Below are 19,907 nucleotides of genomic sequence, written 5' to 3'. Positions count from 1 at the left end.
GCCGGGTCCTCACTTTTTCAGTGGTCGAAGAACACCAGGCTGGAATTGATGAGTTCTGCGATCACTTCGGCGTCGTAGGCACGGCGCAGCGACTCGCGGAAGGACTCCTTCGACAGGGAGCGAGCCAGCGTCGCGAGCACTTCAAGGTGGTCCGAAAAAGAGCTGGCCGGGGTGGCGATGAGCAGGATCACGGTGGCCGGACCGTCCGCCGCGCCAAAGTCCAGCGCCCTGCCGTACTTGGTGATGCCGACCGCGATGGAGGTCTGGGAGACGAGCTCGCTGCGGGCGTGCGGCAGTCCGACGCCGCCGGGCAGGCCGGTGGCGAGCTGGTGTTCCCTGGCGTTGACCTGCTTGAGGAAGCCCTCAAGATCGGCAATCCGTCCGGCCGCATGCATGCGTTCCGCGAGCTGGGAAGTGGCGTCGAGCTTGTCCGCGGCGTCCATTTCCAGGATCACCATGTCCGGTGTGGTGAGCTCGGCGTCGTACCGGTCCAGTGGTTCCGCCAAGAGATGTCCCTTCGAAGTGGCGTCAGAGCACGCCGGCCGGCAGTCCAATGACTAACGATGTAGTCCGCACCGCCGGCCCGCGCTGAGGCTCAGCGCAGGGGCACGATGTCCTCGACGCCCAGCCGTGCGGCATCGGCGGATTCGTCGTCCGGCTGCTGCTGGCTCAGGCGCTCGGCATCGACCCGGGCCAGATAGTGCTTGATTTCGCCCTCGCGCTGCGCATCACTCCAACCGAGAACGTCTCCGATCAGTTTAGCGACTACCGGAGCGGCGGACACACCCCGGTCCCACGCCTCAATCGAAATGCGGGTGCGGCGGGTCAGGACGTCCTGGACATGGCGGGCGCCCTCATGGGTGGCAGCGTAGACGGCTTCGGCGGCCAGGTAGTCGTCCGCGCCGGGCAGCGGCTCGGCCAGTTCCGGGTTGCCGGCGATCAGCGCCAGCACCTCCGGGGCCATGGCGCCGTAACGGTTGAGCAGGTGTTCGATCCGGGCGACGTGGACGCCGGTCTCCTCTGCCATCCGGTTCCGCTGGTTCCACGCGGCCTTGAAGCCGCTCGCCCCCAGCAGCGGAATGGACTCGGTGCAGCTGGCCGGGACGCGCTCGTCCATGCTGCGCGTTGCCTCGTCGACGGCGTCCTTGGCCATGACCCGGTAGGTGGTCCATTTTCCGCCGGCCACCACCACGAGTCCCGGCACCGGGTGGGCAACAACGTGCTCCCGGGAGAGCTTCGCGGTGGAATCGTTTTCCCCGGCGAGCAGCGGACGCAGCCCCGCGTAGACGCCCTCGACATCCTCGCGGGTCAGGGGGCGCTTGAGGACCTTGTTGACGTGCTCCAGCAGGTAGTCAATGTCCTTGCTGGACGCCGCCGGGTGGGCCTTGTCGAGGTGCCAGTCGGTGTCCGTGGTCCCGATGATCCAGTGCCGGCCCCACGGGATGACGAACAGCACGGATTTCTCGGTCCGCAGGATCAGTCCCACGGTGGACTGGATCCGGTCGCGGGGCACCACGAGGTGGATACCCTTGGAGGCGCGCACCTTGAGCTGCCCGCGGTCCGTCACCATGGCCTGGGTCTCGTCGGTCCAGACTCCGGTGGCGTTGATGACCTGCTTGGCCCGGATGTTGAAACTCGAGCCGTCCTCGTGATTGACCACCTTGGCGCCGACCACACGCTCGCCTTCGCGCAGGAAGTCGACCACAGCCATCTGGTTGACCGCGTGGGCGCCGTAGTGCGCCGCGGTCCGCACGAGGTTGGCGACGTACTTGGCGTCGTCCACTTGACCGTCGTAGTAGCGGATCGAGCCGACGAAGGCGTCGTCCTTGAGGCTGGGGGCGGCGCGCAGGGTTCCGCGCCGGGTCAGGTGCTTGTGGAAGGGAACGCCGCGGCTGTGCCCGCCGGTGATGGACATCGCGTCGTAGAGCGCGATGCCGGCGCCGATGTAGGGCCGTTCCAGGAACGGTTTGTGCAGCGGGTACAGGAACGGGACGGGACGGGCCAGGTGCGGTGCCAGCACGGAGAGGATGAGGCCGCGCTCGTGCAGGGCCTCTTTGACCAGGCCGAAGTCGAGCATTTCGAGGTACCGGAGGCCGCCGTGGATGAGCTTCGAGGAACGCGACGACGTTCCCGCGGCCCAGTCGTTGGCCTCCACGATGCCTACGCTGAGCCCGCGGGTGACCGCGTCCAGGGCAGCGCCGGCGCCCACGATGCCGCCGCCCACGATCAGGATGTCGAGCTCTTTACCCGGGGCTGTGCTGCCCCTGAGCACAGAGATTGATGCCTCGCGTTCGGCAGGCCCCAGGGCACCTCCGGCCACGGCTGAACCGCCGGGAAAACTGTTCATGTCACGCCTCCATCCGGGTCAAACCTCGTTAGGGCACCAGACTACGTCCAAGTCCCCCGGATGGGCAGGGCCAAACAACGCCCAACTGGGGTTCAGTTGCCGGCGTACGGCGAGACGACGACGTCGACGCGCTGGAATTCCTTCAGGTCCGAATAGCCGGTGGTTGCCATTGAACGGCGCAGCGCACCGATCAGGTTGGAGGTGCCGTTCGTGTGGTGGCCCGGTCCGAACAGGACCTCCTCGAGCGGCCCGACCGTACCCACGTTGACCCTGTCGCCGCGGGGCAGTTCGAGGTGGTGGGCTTCCTGCCCCCAGTGCCAGCCCTTGCCGGGCGCCTCGTCGGCGCGGGCCAGGGCGCTGCCCAGCATCACGGCGTCGGCGCCCATGGCGATGGCCTTGACGATGTCACCGGAGGATCCCATGCCGCCGTCGGCGATCACGTGGACGTAGCGTCCGCCGGACTCGTCCATGTAGTCCCGGCGGGCCGCGGCGACGTCGGAGATGGCGGAGGCCATCGGCGAGTGGATGCCCAGGGCGCGGCGCGTGGTGGTGGTCGCGCCGCCGCCGAAGCCGACCAGGACGCCGGCGGCGCCGGTGCGCATCAGGTGCAGGGCCGGGGTGTAGCCGGCCGCCCCGCCGACGATCACGGGGACGTCGAGTTCGTAGATGAACTGCTTGAGGTTCAGCGGCTCGTGGTCCTTGGAGACGTGCTCTGCCGAGACGGTGGTGCCGCGGATGACGAAGATGTCCACGCCGGCGGCCACCACGGTTTTGTAGTGTTCCTGCGTGCGCTGGGGTGTCAGAGAGCCGGCCACGGTGACGCCGGCGGCGCGGATTTCGGCGAGGCGGGAGGTGATCAGGTCGGGCTGGATCGGTGCCTGGTAGAGCTCCTGCATGCGCCGGGTGACGGCGGGGCTGTTGGTCTCGTCCGCGAGGCCTGCGATCTCTTCCAGCACTGACTGCGGGTTCTCGTACCGGGTCCACAGGCCCTCGAGGTCGAGCACACCGAGTCCGCCGAGGCGGCCCAGAGCGATGACGGTTTCCGGCGACATGGCCGAATCCATCGGCGCCGCGATGACCGGCATGTCGAACTTGTAGGCATCGATCTGCCAGGAGACGGAGACGTCCTTGGGGTCACGGGTACGTCGGTTGGGGACGATCGCAATGTCATCCAGGGAGTAGGCACGACGCCCACGCTTGCCTCGGCCAATCTCAATCTCGTAAGTCACTGCTCTAGGTTATCCCAGCAGACGCGGGGCGCCGCTTCGACGTACTGTGGCGTCATGCTTTGGCGACACGGACAGCGCTGGATTTTCGAGGGACACGTTGCCGGGATCGGCACCCGATCGGGCCTGCGCGCGGTGGTGGGCCTGTGGATGCGGTCCCCGTTTGGGCCCTTCACCGATGCGATGGTCCAGCTGCCGTCGGGCCACCGGATCCTGCTCGCTCCAAGTGTCGAGGCCGGCGACTTCATCGGCGCGGTCTACAACTTCGACGAAACCCGCATCCTGCCCGTGGCCTCCGCCTGTGAGGCCGGGCAGCTCGCCGTCGACGCCGGTCCGCTGCGGATCCGTGCCCGGCTCGGGTCCCGCACCCGGCTCGGTGCCGTGGCCCGGCGGCTCCCCCGGGCCCTGGCGGTGGATCCGCGCTGGCTGCGCGCGGTCAGCCCCGTGGCGGCCCTCATAGTCCCCGGCGCGCGCACCGCAGGCACGGCCAAGGGCGGCCGGCGGGAGTATTACGGGGTCACCGATCTGCACCGGATCGACGCCGCCGCCGTCAGCTGGGAGGGCGACGACGCCGGACCGCTCGCCGCCGTCCGGCCCGCCGTCGGCTTCGGCTTCAGCAGTGTCCCGCCCGAACCCAGCCTGGCCCGCGTGCGGACCACCATCGAGGGAGCCCCGCTCACTCCCCGCTGACGTTCTCGGCGTCCGGGACGCTCAGCTGGGACTCGAACATCCGGAAGTAGCGGCCGCGGAGCGCCACGAGTTCCTTGTGGGTGCCCTGTTCGACGATGCGGCCGTCCTCCAGCATGTAGACGACGTCAGCCTTCTCGATCGTGGCGAGCCGGTGGCTGATGGCGATGATGGTGCTGCTGCGGTCGGCGAAAAGCCGGGTGAAGATCCGGTGCTCCGCCAGAGCATCGATGGCCGACGTCGGCTCGTCCATCACCATGAACGTGGCGCCGCGGTAGAAGTTCCGCGCCATTGCCAGGCGCTGCCACTGGCCGCCGGACAGGCCGGACCCCTTCCGGCCGCGCGGATCCTCCATCCAGTTGCTGACGTGGTTGTCCAGGCCGTTGGGCAGCTTGTTGAGGAATTCCAGGGCCTCGGCATCCGCGGCGGAACGGCGGATCCGTCCGTCGTCGCGCGGCGAATCGACGTCGCCGAAGAAAATGTTCTCCGCCGCGGTGGCGAATTCGTATTTCAGGAACTCCTGGCTGAGCACCGCCAGGTGCCGGTGCCAGGACGTGACGTCGACGGCGGCGAGGTCCATGCCGTCGAGCATCACCTGCCCGGAATCGGGACGGTACAACCCGGCCAGGATACGGATCAGGGTGGACTTGCCGGCGCCGTTCTCCCCCACGATCGCGATGTGCTGGCCCTGCCTGATGGTCATTGAAATACCCCGGATCACTTCCAGTTCGCTGCCGGTGTAGGTGAAACGGATGTCGCGCAGTTCCACCGTCTCCGGCGCCCGCAGCAGGGGCGGCGCGTGGTCCGACTTCACGGGCAGCGCCATGAACAGCTCGTAGTCCTTGAGGTTGGCCAGGTCCTCATCGATCGAGCTGAGCGAGGAGACGAGGTTGTTGGCGGTGGACAGGGCGCGGCTGACGATCTGCTGGACATAGAGGAACTGCCCCACCGGCTGGGCCCGGGCGATGATCTGGCCCACCACCCAGATCAGCGAGACCACCTCGGCGCCGTATTGCAGGGCATCGGCCGCGAGCTGCCTGGGAATGTAACGTTTCTGGAAGTCCAGCCGGCGCTTTTCGTCGGCGTCGCGCAGCCGGGACCGCAGTCCCATCAGGTGGCCGACGATCCCGTAGAGCCGCATCTCTGCGATGTGCTGCGGGCGCAGGAGGTTGGTCTCGATCATCCTGCGCTGCCTGCGCGAATCGACCTGGGTGTTCCAGTGCGCGATCTGTTCGCGGGAGAGCTTGAACTGCAGGTAGACGCTGGGCACGATCGCCACCAGGACGATCACGGCGATCCACCAGCTGACCAGCAGCAGCGCGCCGATGGCCAGGAACACGGACACCAGCTGGGTGAAGATGGCCGCGATCCGGTCCAGCACCCGGGCATAGGAGTCGGAGAAGCGTTTGGCCCGGTCGTACAGGTCCACGGTCTCCTTGTCGTCGTAGCGCCAGAAGTCCAGGGTCAGGAAGCGCTCGTACATGAGGTCCCCGACGATCGCGCCGACCCGGAAGCTCATCAGCTGCTGGATGTAGCGGTCCAGGCTGCTGAACGATCCCCAAAAGAGCCCGAGTACCGCGGTGATGATGACGTAGATGATGGCCTGGCTGCCGGCGGCGGCGTTGCCCGCGTAGGCGGCGGCCAGGGACGTGGTGGTCAGCGCGGCAAAGTACGTCGTGACCAGCGGCAGGACGGCCGAGATCAGCGAGCCGAGGACCTTCATGACGACGGCGGCCGGCGAGGCGCGGAAGCTCACGCGCAGAACCTGGGCCACGGCCCGGGCGTAGGGCCTGAGCGCGAGCTTGCGTTTGGGCTCGCGTGCCGGCAGGAGTTCGGACATGCCTCCAGCCTAGTTCCGGGATCCGGAGCCGGCGCGGGCAGTGCCCCGCCGGAACGGCCCGGCATTGGCGCGGGAACCGGCCGCACCCGGAACCGGGTGAGTCCGGAAACGGGTGAGCCCGCCGAAACTGTGGTTTCAGCGGGCTCACCCGGTTCACGCCGTGGCGGTCTTAGCGCGAACCGTAGTTCGGGGCTTCGACCGTCATCTGGATGTCGTGCGGGTGCGATTCCTTGAGCCCGGCGGCGGTGATGCGGACGAACTTGCCGCGTGCCTTCAGCTCGGGGATTGTCGGGGCTCCGGTGTAGAACATGGTCTGGCGGAGGCCGCCGACCAGCTGGTACGCCACGGACGACAGCGGCCCGCGGTAGGCGACCCGGCCCTCGATGCCTTCGGGGATGAGTTTGTCATCGCCGGAGACGTCGGCCTGGAAATAGCGGTCCTTGGAGTAGGAGGTGTTCTTGCCGCGGGTCTGCATGGCGCCCAGGGAGCCCATGCCGCGGTAGCTCTTGAACTGTTTGCCGTTGACGAAGATCAGGTCGCCCGGGGATTCGTCGCAACCGGCCAGGAGGGAGCCGAGCATCACGGTGTCGGCGCCGGCGACGAGCGCCTTGCCGATGTCGCCGGAGTACTGCAGGCCGCCGTCGGCGATCAGCGGAACGCCGGCCGGGATGGCCGCCTTCGCGGACTCGTAGATGGCGGTGATCTGCGGGACGCCGACGCCTGCCACCACGCGGGTGGTGCAGATGGACCCGGGACCGACGCCGACCTTGATGCCGTCGGCACCGGCGTCGATCAGGGCCTGGGCGCCCTCGCGGGTGGCGGCCTGGCCGCCGATGATGTCCACGTGCGCGGCTACGGGATCGGATTTGAGCCGGCGGATCATCTCCAGCACGCCCTGGGAGTGGCCGTTGGCGGTGTCCACGAACAGGGCGTCCACGCCGGCGTCGATGAGCGTCATGGCACGCTCCCAGCCGTCGCCGAAGAAGCCGATCGCGGCGCCAACGCGCAGGCGCCCTTCCTCGTCTTTGGTGGCGAGCGGGTACTGCTCGGCCTTGGTGAAGTCCTTGGTGGTGATCAGGCCCTTGAGCCGGCCCTGCTCGTCAACGAGCGGGAGCTTTTCGATCTTGTTCGTGGCCAGCTTGTGCGAGGCTTCCTCGCGGCTGATGCCGACGTGTCCTGTGACGAGCGGCATCTTGGTCATGACGTCGCTGACCAGCCGGAGCGGGAAGTCGGATTCGGGCACGAAGCGGGTGTCGCGGTTGGTGACAATACCCAGGAGCCTGTTGCCTTCGTCCACGACCGGAAGGCCGGAGACGCGGTAGCGGGCGCAGATCTCGTCCAGCTCGGCGAGCGTGGCCTCGGGGCCGATGGTCAGCGGGTTGGTGATCATGCCGGATTCGCTGCGCTTGACCCGGTCCACCTGATCGGCCTGGTCGGCGATGGAGAGGTTGCGGTGCACGACGCCGAGGCCGCCCTGGCGTGCCATGGCGATGGCCATGCGGGACTCCGTGACGGTGTCCATCGCGGCCGAAAGCAGCGGAGTCTGGACGGTGATGCGCTTGGAGATGCGCGAGGACGTGTCCGCCTCCGAGGGGATCACGTCGGTGTGGCCTGGCAGGAGCAGGACGTCGTCGTAGGTCAGGCCGATGAGGGCGAAGGGATTGTGTTCGGGCTCGGTCATGAGTGCGCCTCTTACCTTGGGTTACGGGGTTCACGGGTAGGGGTTGCAACTGATGACCAGCCCGTCATTACGGGTCTGGCCTGTGCAGAAGGTCATGCAGAAGTGTTGAATAAATAGTAGAACCTTGGCGGCGATAGCCATATTCCGGGGCGGTAATGTGGGCGCGAATGTGAGCAGTCCCATGCCCGCGAGGCTCCGCCGGGAGCGCCGGGGCCTATTTCCAGCCGGTGGCGGCGAGCAGCCGTTTTTCGAACATGGGGATCATGGTCTGCACGTATGTCTTGGTCAGGTGGTTGTCGTCCTTGTAGACGTACACGTTGCCGACCACCGCGGGGCAGGTCCCGTCGGCGCAGATGAAATCGCTCATGTCCATGAGGGACAGCCGGGGCACCTGGCCGCGGTAGGCATCCAGTGGCGAGGACCCCGCAAGCGATTCCTGCACCGGCACTTTGCACTCGGTGGCGTCCTTGCCGTTCTTCTGGACGCACTCGGGCATGTTGACATTGAAGCGGGGGTTGTCGCGGATGCCCACCACGTCCATGCCGGCGTCGGTGAAGGGTTTGATGCCCTCCAGGTATTGCGGCACTTCGGTCTCGAACGGCGCATCCTTGTGCGTCAGGGACGCCACCGTGAACACGGCGTCGGGGCGGTGGTCCAGGACGTACTGCGTGCTGGCGCTGTTGAAGGCGTTGCAGTCAGCGTCCCGTTCCAGGGACTCCCCGCCGAAGCGGCAGTTGCCCTTCAGGAGCGTGACCACTTCCCAGTCGTGGCTCTTCGCGATGGGTCCGAGCGCCGCCATGTACTGCTGGGCGTGCGAGTCACCGAGCACCACGATCCGCTTCTTGACCTTGTCCGGCTTGTTGTTCTGCAGGCAGCCCTGCAGCAGCGGGTCGCTGGTGGTGTTTTCGTCCGTGCACAGGCCATCGATGTCGGCCCACTCATTCTTCATCGCGGCCGGCGCGGGGATGATCTTCGCCTCCGGCGTGGGCTTGCCGGCGTTTTCCGGCGCCAGGGCGGCAGCGCCGGGGGTCAGCTCCCTGGGCTGGGAGGCCGCCTCCGCCTCGTCGGCGACGAGTTGGCTCTGCCACACCGAGACCGGACCCGCCATCAAGGCACCGCAGGCGGCAATCACGACGGCGGTGCGCCAGGCGCGCCGCTTCGGCCAGTGCCACTCGCGCAGCGGCTTCTCGACAAAGCGCGTGGTGAGCACTGCCAGGACAAGGGATGCGGCCACGATGCACAGCCCCTGGAACAGGTTTGGCGCCGTGATGCCCGCCCCCGCGAGGGCCAAGACCAGCAGCGGCCAGTGCCAAAGGTAGAGCGCATAGGAGTTGTCCCCCAGTGCCACCAGGGGCTTCCAGGTCAGGAAGCGGTCGACGCCGAAGCGGCTGCCGCTCTGACCGGCGGTGATGATCGCGGCGGCGGCCAGCGTGGGCCACAGCGCGATGAATCCGGGGAACGAACGGTCCACGGTCAGCAGGAGCCCGCAGGAGAGCATGGCCACCAGGCCGGCCCAGCCCAGCACCACGCGCAGCATCCTGCCCGGCTTCAGGTAAGGCAGGGCGAGGGCAAGCAGCGAGCCGAGGGCAAACTCCCAGAGCCGGGCGCCGGTATCGAAGTAGGCGTGGGCCTGGTTGGTGGCGGTCTGCTGGATCGAGTAGGCCAGGGACCCTGCGAAGATGGCGCCGAAGGCCGCGGCCAGCAGCGAGCGGTAACGCAGCAGGACATGGACCTGGCCGGTCCGGCGCAGCCGACGGAGCAGGCCGGCAAGAAGTGCCATGCCGGCGAACACGAGCGGCCAGAGCACGAACACCTGGCCCTGGATCGAGAGCGACCAGAAGTGCTGCAGCGGGCTCGCGCCGGAGTGGTCCTGGGCGTAGTAATCCACGGCGCTGTCGGCCAGGAGCCAGTTCTGCCGGTACAGCAGGGAGGCCCAGGCCTGGTCCAGGACGTCGGGCCAGCGGCTCTGCGGCAGGATGGCCCAGGTGCCGGCGAGGACGCCGAGAACCACCACGACGACGGCGGGCAGGAGGCGCTTGAGCAGATGCAGCCAGTGGTGCAGCAGCCGGAGCGGCGCACCACTTTCGACCTTCCGCGTGAAGCTGAGCGTCATCAGGAATGCCGAAATGAGCAGGAAGATGTCCACGCCGCCGGAGACCCGGCCCAGCCACACGTGGTAGGTGACGACCATGAGCACCGCGAGGGCGCGCAGGCCCTGGACCTCGGGACGGTAACTTGTTTTCCGGCTCGTCCGTGAACCCGCATCCGCTGTTGGCGGGGTGGCTGTGGTTCGCGAGATCGACACTAGTAACCCTTCAGGCCGGCTTCTAAAACATCAATGTTACCGAAACGTAACTTTCTTGGCCAATTGCCGGATGCCCCTCGGAAGCCCTCCATAGGCTCTGCTAAGTGATCGTGCAGCTGCGCATTTGTGTCCCCGGTGAGTTGTCCGGAGTTGTTGTCGAAAGTTGAACAAGTCACGTCGGCGTCTCGGAGGTCGCGCTGGCCAATGGTGCATCCGTGTTGCCGCCCGGGGACGTGGTCCAAGTCCTGCTGGCGCGCGAATCCGTGGAGGCGCTGGTGGAGAAGCTCCACGTCCTCGATGTCCAGCAGCAGGGATCGATTTCGGTCCTCGAGCCTGACCTGGTGCTCTCGGACCGGTCCGACCGGGCGGAGGCGGAGGCACCCGGCGAGGGCGCGGACGCTGTGACCTGGGACGAGGTGTCCCGGCAGACCGGCGAAGATTCGCGCCTGACGTGGACTTTTCTCCTTGTTGGTCCTGGCGACCCAGCTGGCGGCCATCGGCATCGTGACGAACTAGACGATTGCGATCGTCGGTGCCATGGCCGTGGGCCCGGAGTTCGGGCCGCTGGCTGCGCTGGCCGTGGCCGTGGTCCGGCGCCAGCGCACGCTCGGACGCGACGCGGCGCTGGCCCTCAGTGTCGGCTTCCAGCCGGCGCTCGGCCGCGCTGATCGGAGTTTTCATGTCGGTCACCACGGTGCCGGCGGCCGGGTTTGTGGCCGTGGCTCTGGTCCTGGGCGAGTATCAAAAGGCGGCCGGCTCCGCGCTCCAGCTTTTCCTGAACCTTGTGGGAATCGTGGTGGCCGCCGTCGGGGTCCTGGTTTTTTATCGTCTTGTGACCAAGCGGCTGCCGCCGGATGCCGCAATGCGGCTGCGGCTCACGGCCGACCGCTCACGGCACTGACGGCCGGCTGGGTGCCCGCAGCCGGCCGGGAAGGACAGCCGCGGCCCCTACCCGGCCTTCCAGCCGGTTGCTGCCATGAACTCGGTCTCGAAGTCCGGGGCGAGGCTCTCCATGTAGGTCCGGGTGACATGGTTGTCATCCTTGTAGACCATCACGTTGCCGATGACGGCCGGGCAGACATCGTCCTGGCAGAAGTACCGGCTGAAGTCGAGGAACTTAGTGGCAGGCAACTGCGCGGCCACGGCAGCGTCGGGCGAAGCGGCCTGATAGTTCTCGGCAGTGGTCGATCCGCAGGCGGCGTAGTTGTCGGGATTCTTCTCGAGGCACGCGGGGACGGCCTCGTGCATGCGCGGGGTGTCCCGCAGCGCGACGACGGGGATGCCGGCGTCGTTGATGGACTTGATCGGCGGAACCCACCCCGGGTCCATGAACTCGGTGTTGCTCGGCTCCGGGTCAGTCCGGGTGCTGGTTGTTACCACGACATCCGGCTTCATCTCGAGCACCTTCTTCAGCGTGTCCTTGTTGAAGTCCAGGCAGCCGTCCGAGAGCCCGTTGGCCGGGCCCACCGTCACCGGGCAGTAGCCCTTGGTGATGGCCTCCACCCGCCAGCCGTACTTCTCGGCCATCGCCAGGATGGGGGTCGCCCACACGTGGGCATGGGAGTTGCCGATGATCAGGACGGTCTTGGCGGCATGTTCCTTGCCGTTGTTGCAGACGTTCGTGAGTTCCTTCTCATCCGCGGTGCAGCCGCCCGCGTACTGGGGCCATTCTTCCGCGGCCGTGGCCAGGGTGGGAAGCAGCGGGGCGGATTTGTCAGAGCCGTCGACGTAGCCGGGGTCCAGGGACCGGGCACCGGGATTGTTGGCCCAGGCCTGGCTCGAGGCGGCCGCCATGGCGTAATTGATCTGGAGCTGCCAGCCGGCGAGCGGCACGGCGGCGATTGTCACGGCCGCTGCGATGGCCACGCCGGCCCGACGCCGGCGCACCTCCGGCCACTTCCATTCCCGCCAGGGTTTCTCGACGAAGCGGGTGGTGAGATATGCGAGAACCAGCGAAACGGCGACGATGACGGCGCCCGCGATCGGGCCCGCGTGGTCCCTGTCCGTCGCGGCCAGCGCGATGACCAGGACCGGCCAGTGCCACAGGTACAGGGCGTAGGAGATATCGCCCAGCCTGACGAGGGGCTTGGAGCTGAGGATCCGGTCGACGCCGAGCTTGCTGCCGGACTGGGCGGCGGCGATGACACACGCTGCGGCCAGAGTGGGCCAGAGTGCCACGTAGCCGGGGAAGGAGGCCTGGACATTCAGGAGGATGCCGCAGCTGAGCATGGCCACAATACCCAGCCAGCCAAGTGCCAGCCGCCAGCCCCGGGACAACCGCATGGAGGGAAGGGCCAAAGCCACGAGGGTGCCGAGGGCAAACTCCCACAGCCGTGCCCAGGTGTCGAAGTACGCCTCGGTCTGGCTCGCCTGGGTGAAGACAATTGAGTAGGCAAGAGAAGCCAGGAAAACGACGGCGAATATGTAGCACAGCAGCACGCGGTAGCGGAGCTTGAAGCGCCTGGCGAGGAGCGCCGCCCCTGCGAAGATGAGCGGCCAGAGGATGAAGATCTGCCCCTGGATCGAGAGGGACCAGAAGTGCTGGAAGGGGCTGGCCTGGCTGTGGTCCGAGGCGTAGTAGTTCGTGGCCTGGGATTGCAGGAGCCAGTTCTCGGCGTAGAACAGGGAGGCCCAGCCCTGGTTGATGACTTCCAGCCAGCGGGTCCGGGGCAGGAAGAGGATGCTCGCGGCGAGTACGGCCACCAGGACGGTGACGGCAGCCGGGACGAGGCGCCGGAACAGGTGCAGCCAATGTTTGAGGAGGGCCATGGGGCGGCCCTGCTCGTAGCGGCCGACGAACTGCAGCGTCATGAGGAACGCCGAGATCAAAAGGAATACGTCCACGCCACCGGAGACCCGGCCGAGCCAGATGTGGTAGCTCATGACCATCAGGACGGCCAGGGACCGGAGCCCTTGGATTTCGGGCCTGAACGTGGACTTTCGGCCGTCCTTGCGTTCGGCGCTTTGGCCCGCCCTGTGCGCGGCACTGTGGCGGGCAGGCAGGGGCAGGGTCCTTTGCTGTGTCATAGAACAACCCCTCAACCAGATAACCAAAGCGTCCATGTTACCAAAACGTAATTTTCATGGCCAATCGCCGTCGAGGCCATAGACCTCCATTGAGGCATGCCAAGTTGGGAATTTCCAGTGAAGGCCTGGCAAGGGGACGCGTCGAGGCGGGGGTGGGGCGAACGCGAGCCCGGCGACGCCGAAGATGCGGCGGCAGAAAAAAGGACGGCCCGGCAAGGATGCCGGGCCGTCCGTTCTACTCGGGCTGAGCTTAGTGCTTGTGCCCTGCGTGCTCGTCTTCGTCAGCCGGCTTCTCCACCACGAGGGTTTCCGTGGTGAGGACCAGGGCCGCGATGGAGGCCGCGTTGCGCAGAGCCGCGCGGGTCACCTTGACGGGGTCGATCACGCCGGCGGCGATCAGGTCTTCGTATTCGCCGGACTTGGCGTTGAAGCCCTGGTTCACGGCGGATTCGGCCACCTTGGCAACGACAACATAGCCGTCGAAGCCGGCGTTCTGGGCGATCCAGCGCAGCGGCTGGGTCAGGGCCCGGCGGACGATGCCGACGGCGGCAGCCGCGTCGCCTTCGAGGGCCTGGACCGCAGCGTCCTCGTCAAGCGCCTTCAGCGCGTGGATGAGGGCGGAGCCTCCGCCTGCCACGATGCCTTCTTCGAGGGCGGCGCGGGTCGAGGACACGGCGTCCTCGATGCGGTGCTTCTTTTCCTTCAGCTCAACCTCGGTGGCAGCGCCGACCTTGATCACGCCGATGCCGCCGGCCAGCTTGGCCAGGCGTTCCTGCAGCTTTTCCTTGTCCCAGTCCGAATCGGTGCGGGTCAGCTCGGCGCGCAGCTGGGCAACACGGGCGGCGACGTCCTCGGCCGAACCGGCGCCGTCGACGATCGTGGTGTTGTCCTTGGTGACCGTGATGCGGCGTGCGGTGCCGAGCACCTCAAGGCCAACGGTGTCCAGGCTCAGGCCCAGCTCCGGGGAGACAACCTGGGCGCCGGTGAGCGTGGCGATGTCCTGCAGCATGGCCTTGCGGCGGTCGCCGAAGCCCGGCGCCTTGACGGCGACGACGTTCAGGGTGCCGCGGATGCGGTTGACGATCAGCGTGGACAGGGCCTCGCCCTCGACGTCTTCGGCGATGATGAAGAGCGGCTTGGAGCTCTGCAGCGCCTTTTCCAGCAGCGGCAGGAAGTCCTGCACCGAGGAGATCTTGCCCTGGTTGATCAGGATCAGGGCGTCCTCGAGGACTGCCTCCTGGCGTTCCGCGTCGGTGACGAAGTACGGGGACAGGTAGCCCTTGTCGAACTGCATGCCCTCGGTGAGGACCAGTTCGGTCTGCGTGGTGGAGGACTCCTCAATGGTGATCACACCATCCTTGCCGACCTTGCCGAACGCCTCGGCCAGCAGCTCGCCGACCTCGTCGCTCTGGGCGGAGATGGCGGCAACGTTGGCAACCTGCGTGCCTTCGACGGGGCGCGCGTTCTCCAGCAGGCGGGCGGCGACGGCCTCGACCGAAACCTCAATGCCGCGCTTGATCTCGCCCGGTGCGGCACCTGCAGCCACGTTGCGCAGGCCTTCCTTGACCAGGGCCTGGGCCAGAACGGTGGCGGTGGTGGTGCCGTCACCGGCAACATCGTTGGTCTTGGTGGCGACCTCCTTGGCAAGCTGCGCGCCAAGGTTCTCGTAGGGGTCGTCCAGCTCGATTTCACGGGCGATCGTCACGCCGTCGTTGGTGATCGTGGGGGCGCCCCACTTCTTGTCCAGTACGACGTTGCGGCCGCGCGGGCCCAGCGTGACCTTGACGGTGTTGGCGAGCTTATCGATGCCGGCTTCAAGCGACCGGCGGGCAGCGTCGTTAAACGCAAGCTGCTTTGCCATGGTTTTGTCCTTTCAAGACAGAACCCCGCGCAACTGATCCATTCAATGCGAAGGATCGGCTGCGCGGGGGTCCAAGAGAGTTACTTTACGACGATCGCCAGAACGTCGCGGGCGGAGAGCACGAGGTACTCGGTGCCGCCGGTCTTGACTTCGGTTCCACCGTACTTGGAGTAAATGACGACGTCGCCGACGGCAACGTCAACGGGAACGCGGTTGCCGTTGTCATCGAAGCGGCCGGGGCCTACTGCAACAACTTCGCCTTCCTGCGGCTTCTCCTGCGCGGAGTCCGGGATAACCAGGCCGGAAGCCGTGGTCTGCTCGGCTTCGAGCGGGCGGACAACAATACGATCCTCAAGAGGCTTAATAGAGACCGACACTCGGACCTCTCCTTTTCGTCAGCAAATTCGTGGACTATGAAGCGGCGATGCCATGGCGCACAGACCGTCGTCGCGGTGCCGGCAGCGAGCCTGGCGGAACGCGCTTCATGTGTTAGCACCCTCCTAGGGAGAGTGCTAATGACGACTCTATGTACATGGTTAGCACTCGGTCAAGGCGAGTGCCAGAAATTCGTTCCGGGTGAACATGTTTTCCCACGGGACATGCCCATTCTTCGCCGCCGGGTCCGGGCCTTCTCGCGGGACATGCCCATTCTTCGTCGCGGCCCGTGGGCACCCGGGCATCATGCTCATTGGTAGAGCCGGGCCGTGGACATGTGCAACGCATTAGCCCTGCCACAGGGGACATGCCCATTGTTCGAACCGAGAAACGGGCATGTCCCGCCCGGGGGATGCACGTTAGCACCACCCCGGACGCGGGAACCGGCCTGCGGCTACTGGCCGGCGAGGTCTTCGAAGTCGACGTCCTCGCCGTCGTCCGGGTCGGCGTCCTGGCCCTCGTCATTTCGGTGCCGGTACGTCAGCACGGCGCCGGCAGCGGCGAGGAGCACGCCCGCGATCAGGAAGATGATGCCGCCGAGCCGGGCACCGGAATAGGTGTCGCGGATGGCCCGCGCCTCGTCCGTGGCGTCCTGGACGTTCTTGCCGCCCACCGAATACACGGTGGCATTGAAGGAATCGAGGAAGAAAATGATCACCAGCAAGGCGATGCAGACGACGGCGATCACAGCGCCGGCGATCAGCGCCGGCTTGGCGTAGCGGGCCAGCCCCTGCGGGCTCGTGCGCTCCTGCCCGTCGTCGTCGTATCCGGCTGTGTTCTGCCCGGCTGTGTCCTCTGAGATGCTGTCGCCTGTGCCGCTGTCTTCCATGCCGTCAAGCCTAGCCCCCGTGGTCCGGTCACAGCGTGCCGGCGGGGCTCAACTACGCTGGATGGCATGACTGACGCACCGCAGGAAAATATTGCCCCGATCCTCACCCCCGAGGGCTGGGAGCTGCTGGCGTCGCTGGGCCCGTACCGCGAGGACGAGGCCTTCCGCCTCACCGCCGCGCTGCGCAAGGCCGGCCACTCCCCCGAGCTCGTCTCGGCCGTGCTCACGCAATCCAGGCTGCGGACCAAGGCCGAGGCCAAATTCGGCGAATTCGCCCGGCAGATGATCTTCACCAAGGCCGGCCTGGAGCAGGCCACCAGGCTCACCGTCGCGGCACGGCACGCGCAGCGGTTCGCGGAGGCCGGGATCGGCCACGTCGCTGACCTGGGCTGCGGGCTGGGGGCCGATGCAATGGCCCTGGCGTCCCTGGATCTGGTGGTCACCGCGGTGGAAATGGACGAGGCCACGGCAGCCTGCGCCACCATGAACCTGATCCCGTTCCGCAATGCCACGGTGGTCCATTCGGATGCCACCGCGGTGCCGCTCGACGGGGTCGACGGCGTCTGGCTCGACCCGGCCCGGCGCACCACGTCGACATCGGGAACCCAACGGATCTGGGATCCGGAGGATTTCTCCCCTCCGCTGTCCTTCGCGGAGTCGCTGGCCGGCTCCGGCCGCGCCGTCGGGGTGAAGATGGGGCCGGGCATGCCGCACGATTCCGTGCCCGCGGGTTGCGAGGCCCAGTGGGTCTCGGTCGGCGGGGACGTGACCGAGGTGGCCCTGTGGTTCAACGCGGTGCGGCGTCCCGGGGTGCGGCGCGCGGCCCTCCTGCTCGGCCCGCAGGGTGCTGCCGAACTCACCAGCGCCGAGGACTTCGACGGCGGCCCGGCGGCGCCCGTGGGTCCCGTGGAGGGGTATCTGTACGAGCCCGACGGCGCGGTCATCCGCGCCGGGCTGGTGGCCGACGTCGCCCTCCAGCTGGGCGGACACCTCGTGGACGAGCACATCGCCTACATCTGTGCCCCGGATCTGCGCGATACGCCGTTCGCCAAGGCCTACAAGGTCCTCGAAGTGATGCCCTTCAACGTCAAGGCCCTCAAGTCCTGGGTCAAGGAGCACGGAATCGGAGTCCTGGACATTAAGAAGCGCGGCACGGCCGTCACGCCGGAGGAGCTGCGCAAGCAGCTCCTGCCCGGCGGAAAACCGGCCGGTTCCAAGGCGAAGGGCAAGAAATCAGCCACCCTGGTCCTCACCAGGATCGGCGAGGACCGGGTGGCCATCTCGGTGGAGCCCGTCTAGCCCCGTCGGCGCGCAGGCGCCGGTTTTGGGGCACCGCGGCAGCTACTGGGCCCGCATGAAGTCCTCGGCGGCCCTGACCTGTTCATCCGTGGGACGGATCCCGGTGTAGAGCACGAACTGCTCCAGCGCCTGGATCGTGGCCACCTCGGCGCCCGTGATCACACTCTTGCCGGCCGCGCGGGCGGCCTTGATGAGCGGCGTCTCGGCCGGGAGGGCGACGACGTCGAACACCACCTTCGCGGCGTCGATCGTCTCCTGCGGGAAGGACAACGACTCGGCGTCCGGTCCGCCGGCCATACCGATCGGGGTTATGTTGATGATCATGTCGGCCGTGCCCTTGCCGGACTCCGCGGAGCCCAGTTCCGCGCTCCAGCCGAACCCGTACTGGTCGGCCAGGGCGCGGCCGGAGGCTTCGTTGCGGGCAACGACGGTCACGTCCTTGAAGCCGGCATCCCGCAGCGCGGCCACGGTGGCCTTGGCCATGCCGCCGGAGCCCAGGACCAGCACCGAGTAGTCGGTGGGCACGGCGTTGCGCTGCAGGAGCTGCTCGATTGCCGTGTAGTCGGTGTTGTAGGCCGTGAGCCGGCCGGCGTCGTTGACGATGGTGTTGACCGAATCGATGGCCTTCGCCGAAGGGTCCATGACGTCCACGAGGGCGATCACGTCTTCTTTGTAGGGCATGGACACCGCGCAGCCGCGGATGCCGAGGCCGCGCACGCCGGCGATCGCCTGGGCGAGGTCGGTGGGGGCGAAGGCCTTGTAGATCCAGTTCAGGCCCAACTGCTCATACAGGTGGTTATGGAAGCGCGTCCCGTTGTTGCTGGGCCGGGCCGAGAGCGAGATACACAGGGTCATGTCTTTGTTCAGAATGGGCACAGCTCCATTAAACGCCAGGACGGGTCCGGTCCCGCGGCCGCCACGCAAACCGTCAGTATCCAGCAACGTTTGTGAACACACTCACGCACCAGCGGTAACTTAGGCACCGTCCCGGGGCTGCCCCTGCACTAGACTTGGACCACCCGTAGCCCTGCCAGCCCTCCCGGCCGGCGCCCTGGTGTGGGAATGGCATGTGGCACCGCCGGTGGCACGTCCAGGGGCGCGTCCGAGGGTATCAGCCAGCGCATGTCCCATCAGGACCACGGCCAGTGACAGCAAAACAGTGAAGGGACCACATGAAGATCGAGTTCGCTTCATCCAAGCAGTCGACTCTGGGCGTGGAATGGGAGCTGGCGCTCGTCGACGCCGAAACCGGCGAACTCGCCTCCGTGGCGAACCAGGTGCTCCGCGGAGTCGCTTCCCGGCACCCCGAACTCAACGAGGACGACGAGCACCCGCACATCAAGCAGGAACTGCTGCTGAACACCGTGGAACTCGTCACGGGCATCTGCACCACCGTCGCCGAAGCCAAGGCGGACCTGAACAGCTCCCTCGCGGCTGTCCGGGATGTCACCGATCCCATGGGCGTGGAGGTCTTCTGCGCCGGGAGCCATCCGTTCAGCCCGCCCCAGCTGCAGCCCGTCACGGACAAAGAACGCTACGCCAAGCTCATTGACCGGACCCAATGGTGGGGCCGGCAGATGGTCATCTATGGCGTCCACGTGCACGTCGGGCTGGACAGCCGGGACAAAGTCCTTCCGGTTCTGGACGGCCTGGTCAACTACTTCCCGCACTTCCAGGCGCTCTCGGCCTCCAGCCCGTTCTGGGGTGGCGAGGACACCGGCTACGCCTCGCACCGTGCCCTGATGTTCCAGCAGCTGCCCACCGCCGGGCTGCCGTTCCAGTTCGCCAGCTGGGAGGATTACGAATCCTACGTGCAGGACATGTTCACCACGGGTGTGATCGACACGCTCTCCGAGATCCGCTGGGACATCCGGCCCGTCCCGGCCCTCGGCACCATCGAGATGCGCATCTGCGACGGCCTGGCGACCCTTGAGGACGTCGGGGCCATCGCTGCATTGACGCAGTGCCTTGTCGACGAATTTTCCACCACGCTGGAGAACGGCGGCACCATTCCCACCATGCCGCCGTGGCACGTCCAGGAAAACAAGTGGCGGGCGGCCCGGTACGGCCTGGAGGCAATCATCATCCTCGACGCCGAAGGCAACGAGCAGCTCGTCACGGAGCACCTGCGCGAGACCCTCAAGCGGCTTGAGCCCGTCGCGGCGAAGCTGGGCTGCAGCGCCGAGCTGGCCGACGTCGAGAAGATCATCCAGCGTGGCGCCGGCTACCAGCGTCAGCGCCGGGTGGCCGCCGAGCACGGCGGGGACCTGCGCGCCGTCGTCCTGGATCTGGTCAAGCAGATGCGGCAGGGGCCCGACGCCTAGGTTCTGCGCGCCAACAGCCTCCATGGAGGCGTAGTTTCAGCCGGTC

The 19,907-nt window shown here is 67.1% G+C and carries 15 protein-coding genes; 4 read left to right on the top strand and 11 right to left on the bottom strand.

Annotation, left to right across the window (positions count from 1 at the left end; translation table 11 throughout):
• Positions 1-17: 17 nt before the first annotated feature.
• The 3 genes from AC1DDO_RS09640 to AC1DDO_RS09630 all read right to left on the bottom strand — a co-directional run bounded on the left by AC1DDO_RS09640 (position 18) and on the right by AC1DDO_RS09630 (position 3,576).
• Positions 18-506 (bottom strand): PTS sugar transporter subunit IIA, encoded by a 489-nt coding sequence (locus AC1DDO_RS09640; RefSeq protein ID WP_441407904.1) that lies wholly within the window; start codon positions 504-506, stop codon positions 18-20.
• Between the two features lie 89 nt (positions 507-595).
• On the bottom strand, positions 596-2,347 hold the full coding sequence (locus AC1DDO_RS09635; RefSeq protein ID WP_476971788.1) for a glycerol-3-phosphate dehydrogenase/oxidase: 1,752 nt from the start codon (positions 2,345-2,347) through the stop codon (positions 596-598).
• Between the two features lie 92 nt (positions 2,348-2,439).
• A complete protein-coding gene (locus AC1DDO_RS09630) occupies positions 2,440-3,576 on the bottom strand; it encodes a GuaB3 family IMP dehydrogenase-related protein (RefSeq protein ID WP_476866609.1) in 1,137 nt (378 codons plus the stop codon).
• A 54-nt stretch (positions 3,577-3,630) separates the two neighbouring features.
• Between AC1DDO_RS09630 and AC1DDO_RS09625 the strand changes: the two genes are divergently transcribed.
• On the top strand, positions 3,631-4,263 hold the full coding sequence (locus AC1DDO_RS09625) for a hypothetical protein (protein ID WP_476866610.1): 633 nt from the start codon (positions 3,631-3,633) through the stop codon (positions 4,261-4,263).
• Here AC1DDO_RS09625 and AC1DDO_RS09620 read toward each other — a convergent pair.
• From AC1DDO_RS09620 to AC1DDO_RS09610, 3 genes are all read right to left on the bottom strand, one after another.
• Positions 4,250-6,100 (bottom strand): ABC transporter ATP-binding protein, encoded by a 1,851-nt coding sequence (locus tag AC1DDO_RS09620; RefSeq protein ID WP_476866611.1) that lies wholly within the window; start codon positions 6,098-6,100, stop codon positions 4,250-4,252. The genes AC1DDO_RS09625 and AC1DDO_RS09620 overlap by 14 nt on opposite strands.
• Before the next feature lie 169 nt (positions 6,101-6,269).
• The gene (gene guaB / locus AC1DDO_RS09615; protein WP_476866612.1) at positions 6,270-7,781 is read right to left on the bottom strand and encodes an IMP dehydrogenase; all 1,512 of its coding nucleotides are present in this window, start codon (positions 7,779-7,781) and stop codon (positions 6,270-6,272) included.
• Between the two features lie 214 nt (positions 7,782-7,995).
• Positions 7,996-10,086, bottom strand: coding sequence for an acyltransferase family protein (locus tag AC1DDO_RS09610; RefSeq protein ID WP_476866613.1), 2,091 nt, complete (start codon positions 10,084-10,086; stop codon positions 7,996-7,998).
• A 679-nt stretch (positions 10,087-10,765) separates the two neighbouring features.
• Between AC1DDO_RS09610 and AC1DDO_RS09605 the strand changes: the two genes are divergently transcribed.
• Positions 10,766-10,987 (top strand): DUF389 domain-containing protein, encoded by a 222-nt coding sequence (locus AC1DDO_RS09605; protein ID WP_476866614.1) that lies wholly within the window; start codon positions 10,766-10,768, stop codon positions 10,985-10,987.
• A 47-nt stretch (positions 10,988-11,034) separates the two neighbouring features.
• Here AC1DDO_RS09605 and AC1DDO_RS09600 read toward each other — a convergent pair whose 3' ends face one another.
• The 4 genes from AC1DDO_RS09600 to AC1DDO_RS09585 all read right to left on the bottom strand — a co-directional run bounded on the left by AC1DDO_RS09600 (position 11,035) and on the right by AC1DDO_RS09585 (position 16,238).
• The gene (locus AC1DDO_RS09600) at positions 11,035-13,113 is read right to left on the bottom strand and encodes an acyltransferase family protein (protein ID WP_476866615.1); all 2,079 of its coding nucleotides are present in this window, start codon (positions 13,111-13,113) and stop codon (positions 11,035-11,037) included.
• Positions 13,114-13,363: 250 nt separating this feature from the next.
• The gene (gene groL, locus AC1DDO_RS09595; protein WP_223980133.1) at positions 13,364-14,974 is read right to left on the bottom strand and encodes a chaperonin GroEL; all 1,611 of its coding nucleotides are present in this window, start codon (positions 14,972-14,974) and stop codon (positions 13,364-13,366) included.
• A gap of 80 nt (positions 14,975-15,054) precedes the next feature.
• Positions 15,055-15,351 (bottom strand): co-chaperone GroES, encoded by a 297-nt coding sequence (gene groES / locus AC1DDO_RS09590; protein ID WP_028275747.1) that lies wholly within the window; start codon positions 15,349-15,351, stop codon positions 15,055-15,057.
• 452 nt (positions 15,352-15,803) lie between these two features.
• On the bottom strand, positions 15,804-16,238 hold the full coding sequence (locus tag AC1DDO_RS09585) for a hypothetical protein (protein ID WP_476866616.1): 435 nt from the start codon (positions 16,236-16,238) through the stop codon (positions 15,804-15,806).
• A gap of 66 nt (positions 16,239-16,304) precedes the next feature.
• Here AC1DDO_RS09585 and AC1DDO_RS09580 point away from each other — a divergent pair, with 66 nt between their 5' ends.
• A complete protein-coding gene (locus AC1DDO_RS09580) occupies positions 16,305-17,537 on the top strand; it encodes a class I SAM-dependent methyltransferase (RefSeq protein WP_476866617.1) in 1,233 nt (410 codons plus the stop codon).
• A gap of 42 nt (positions 17,538-17,579) precedes the next feature.
• Here AC1DDO_RS09580 and AC1DDO_RS09575 read toward each other — a convergent pair whose 3' ends face one another.
• Positions 17,580-18,413 carry a shikimate 5-dehydrogenase gene (locus AC1DDO_RS09575; protein WP_476866618.1) on the bottom strand — a complete coding sequence of 278 codons (834 nt, stop codon included), beginning with the start codon at positions 18,411-18,413 and terminating at the stop codon, positions 17,580-17,582.
• A 296-nt stretch (positions 18,414-18,709) separates the two neighbouring features.
• Here AC1DDO_RS09575 and AC1DDO_RS09570 point away from each other — a divergent pair, with 296 nt between their 5' ends.
• Entirely contained in the window at positions 18,710-19,861 is a 1,152-nt protein-coding gene (locus AC1DDO_RS09570) for a glutamate--cysteine ligase (protein WP_476971787.1), read from the top strand.
• Positions 19,862-19,907 lie beyond the last annotated feature (46 nt).

It is taken from the genome of Arthrobacter sp. 10N43 (genome assembly GCF_056394525.1).
The sequence above is the reverse complement of the archived record's forward strand: the minus strand, read 5'-3'. Positions and strand labels throughout refer to the sequence as shown.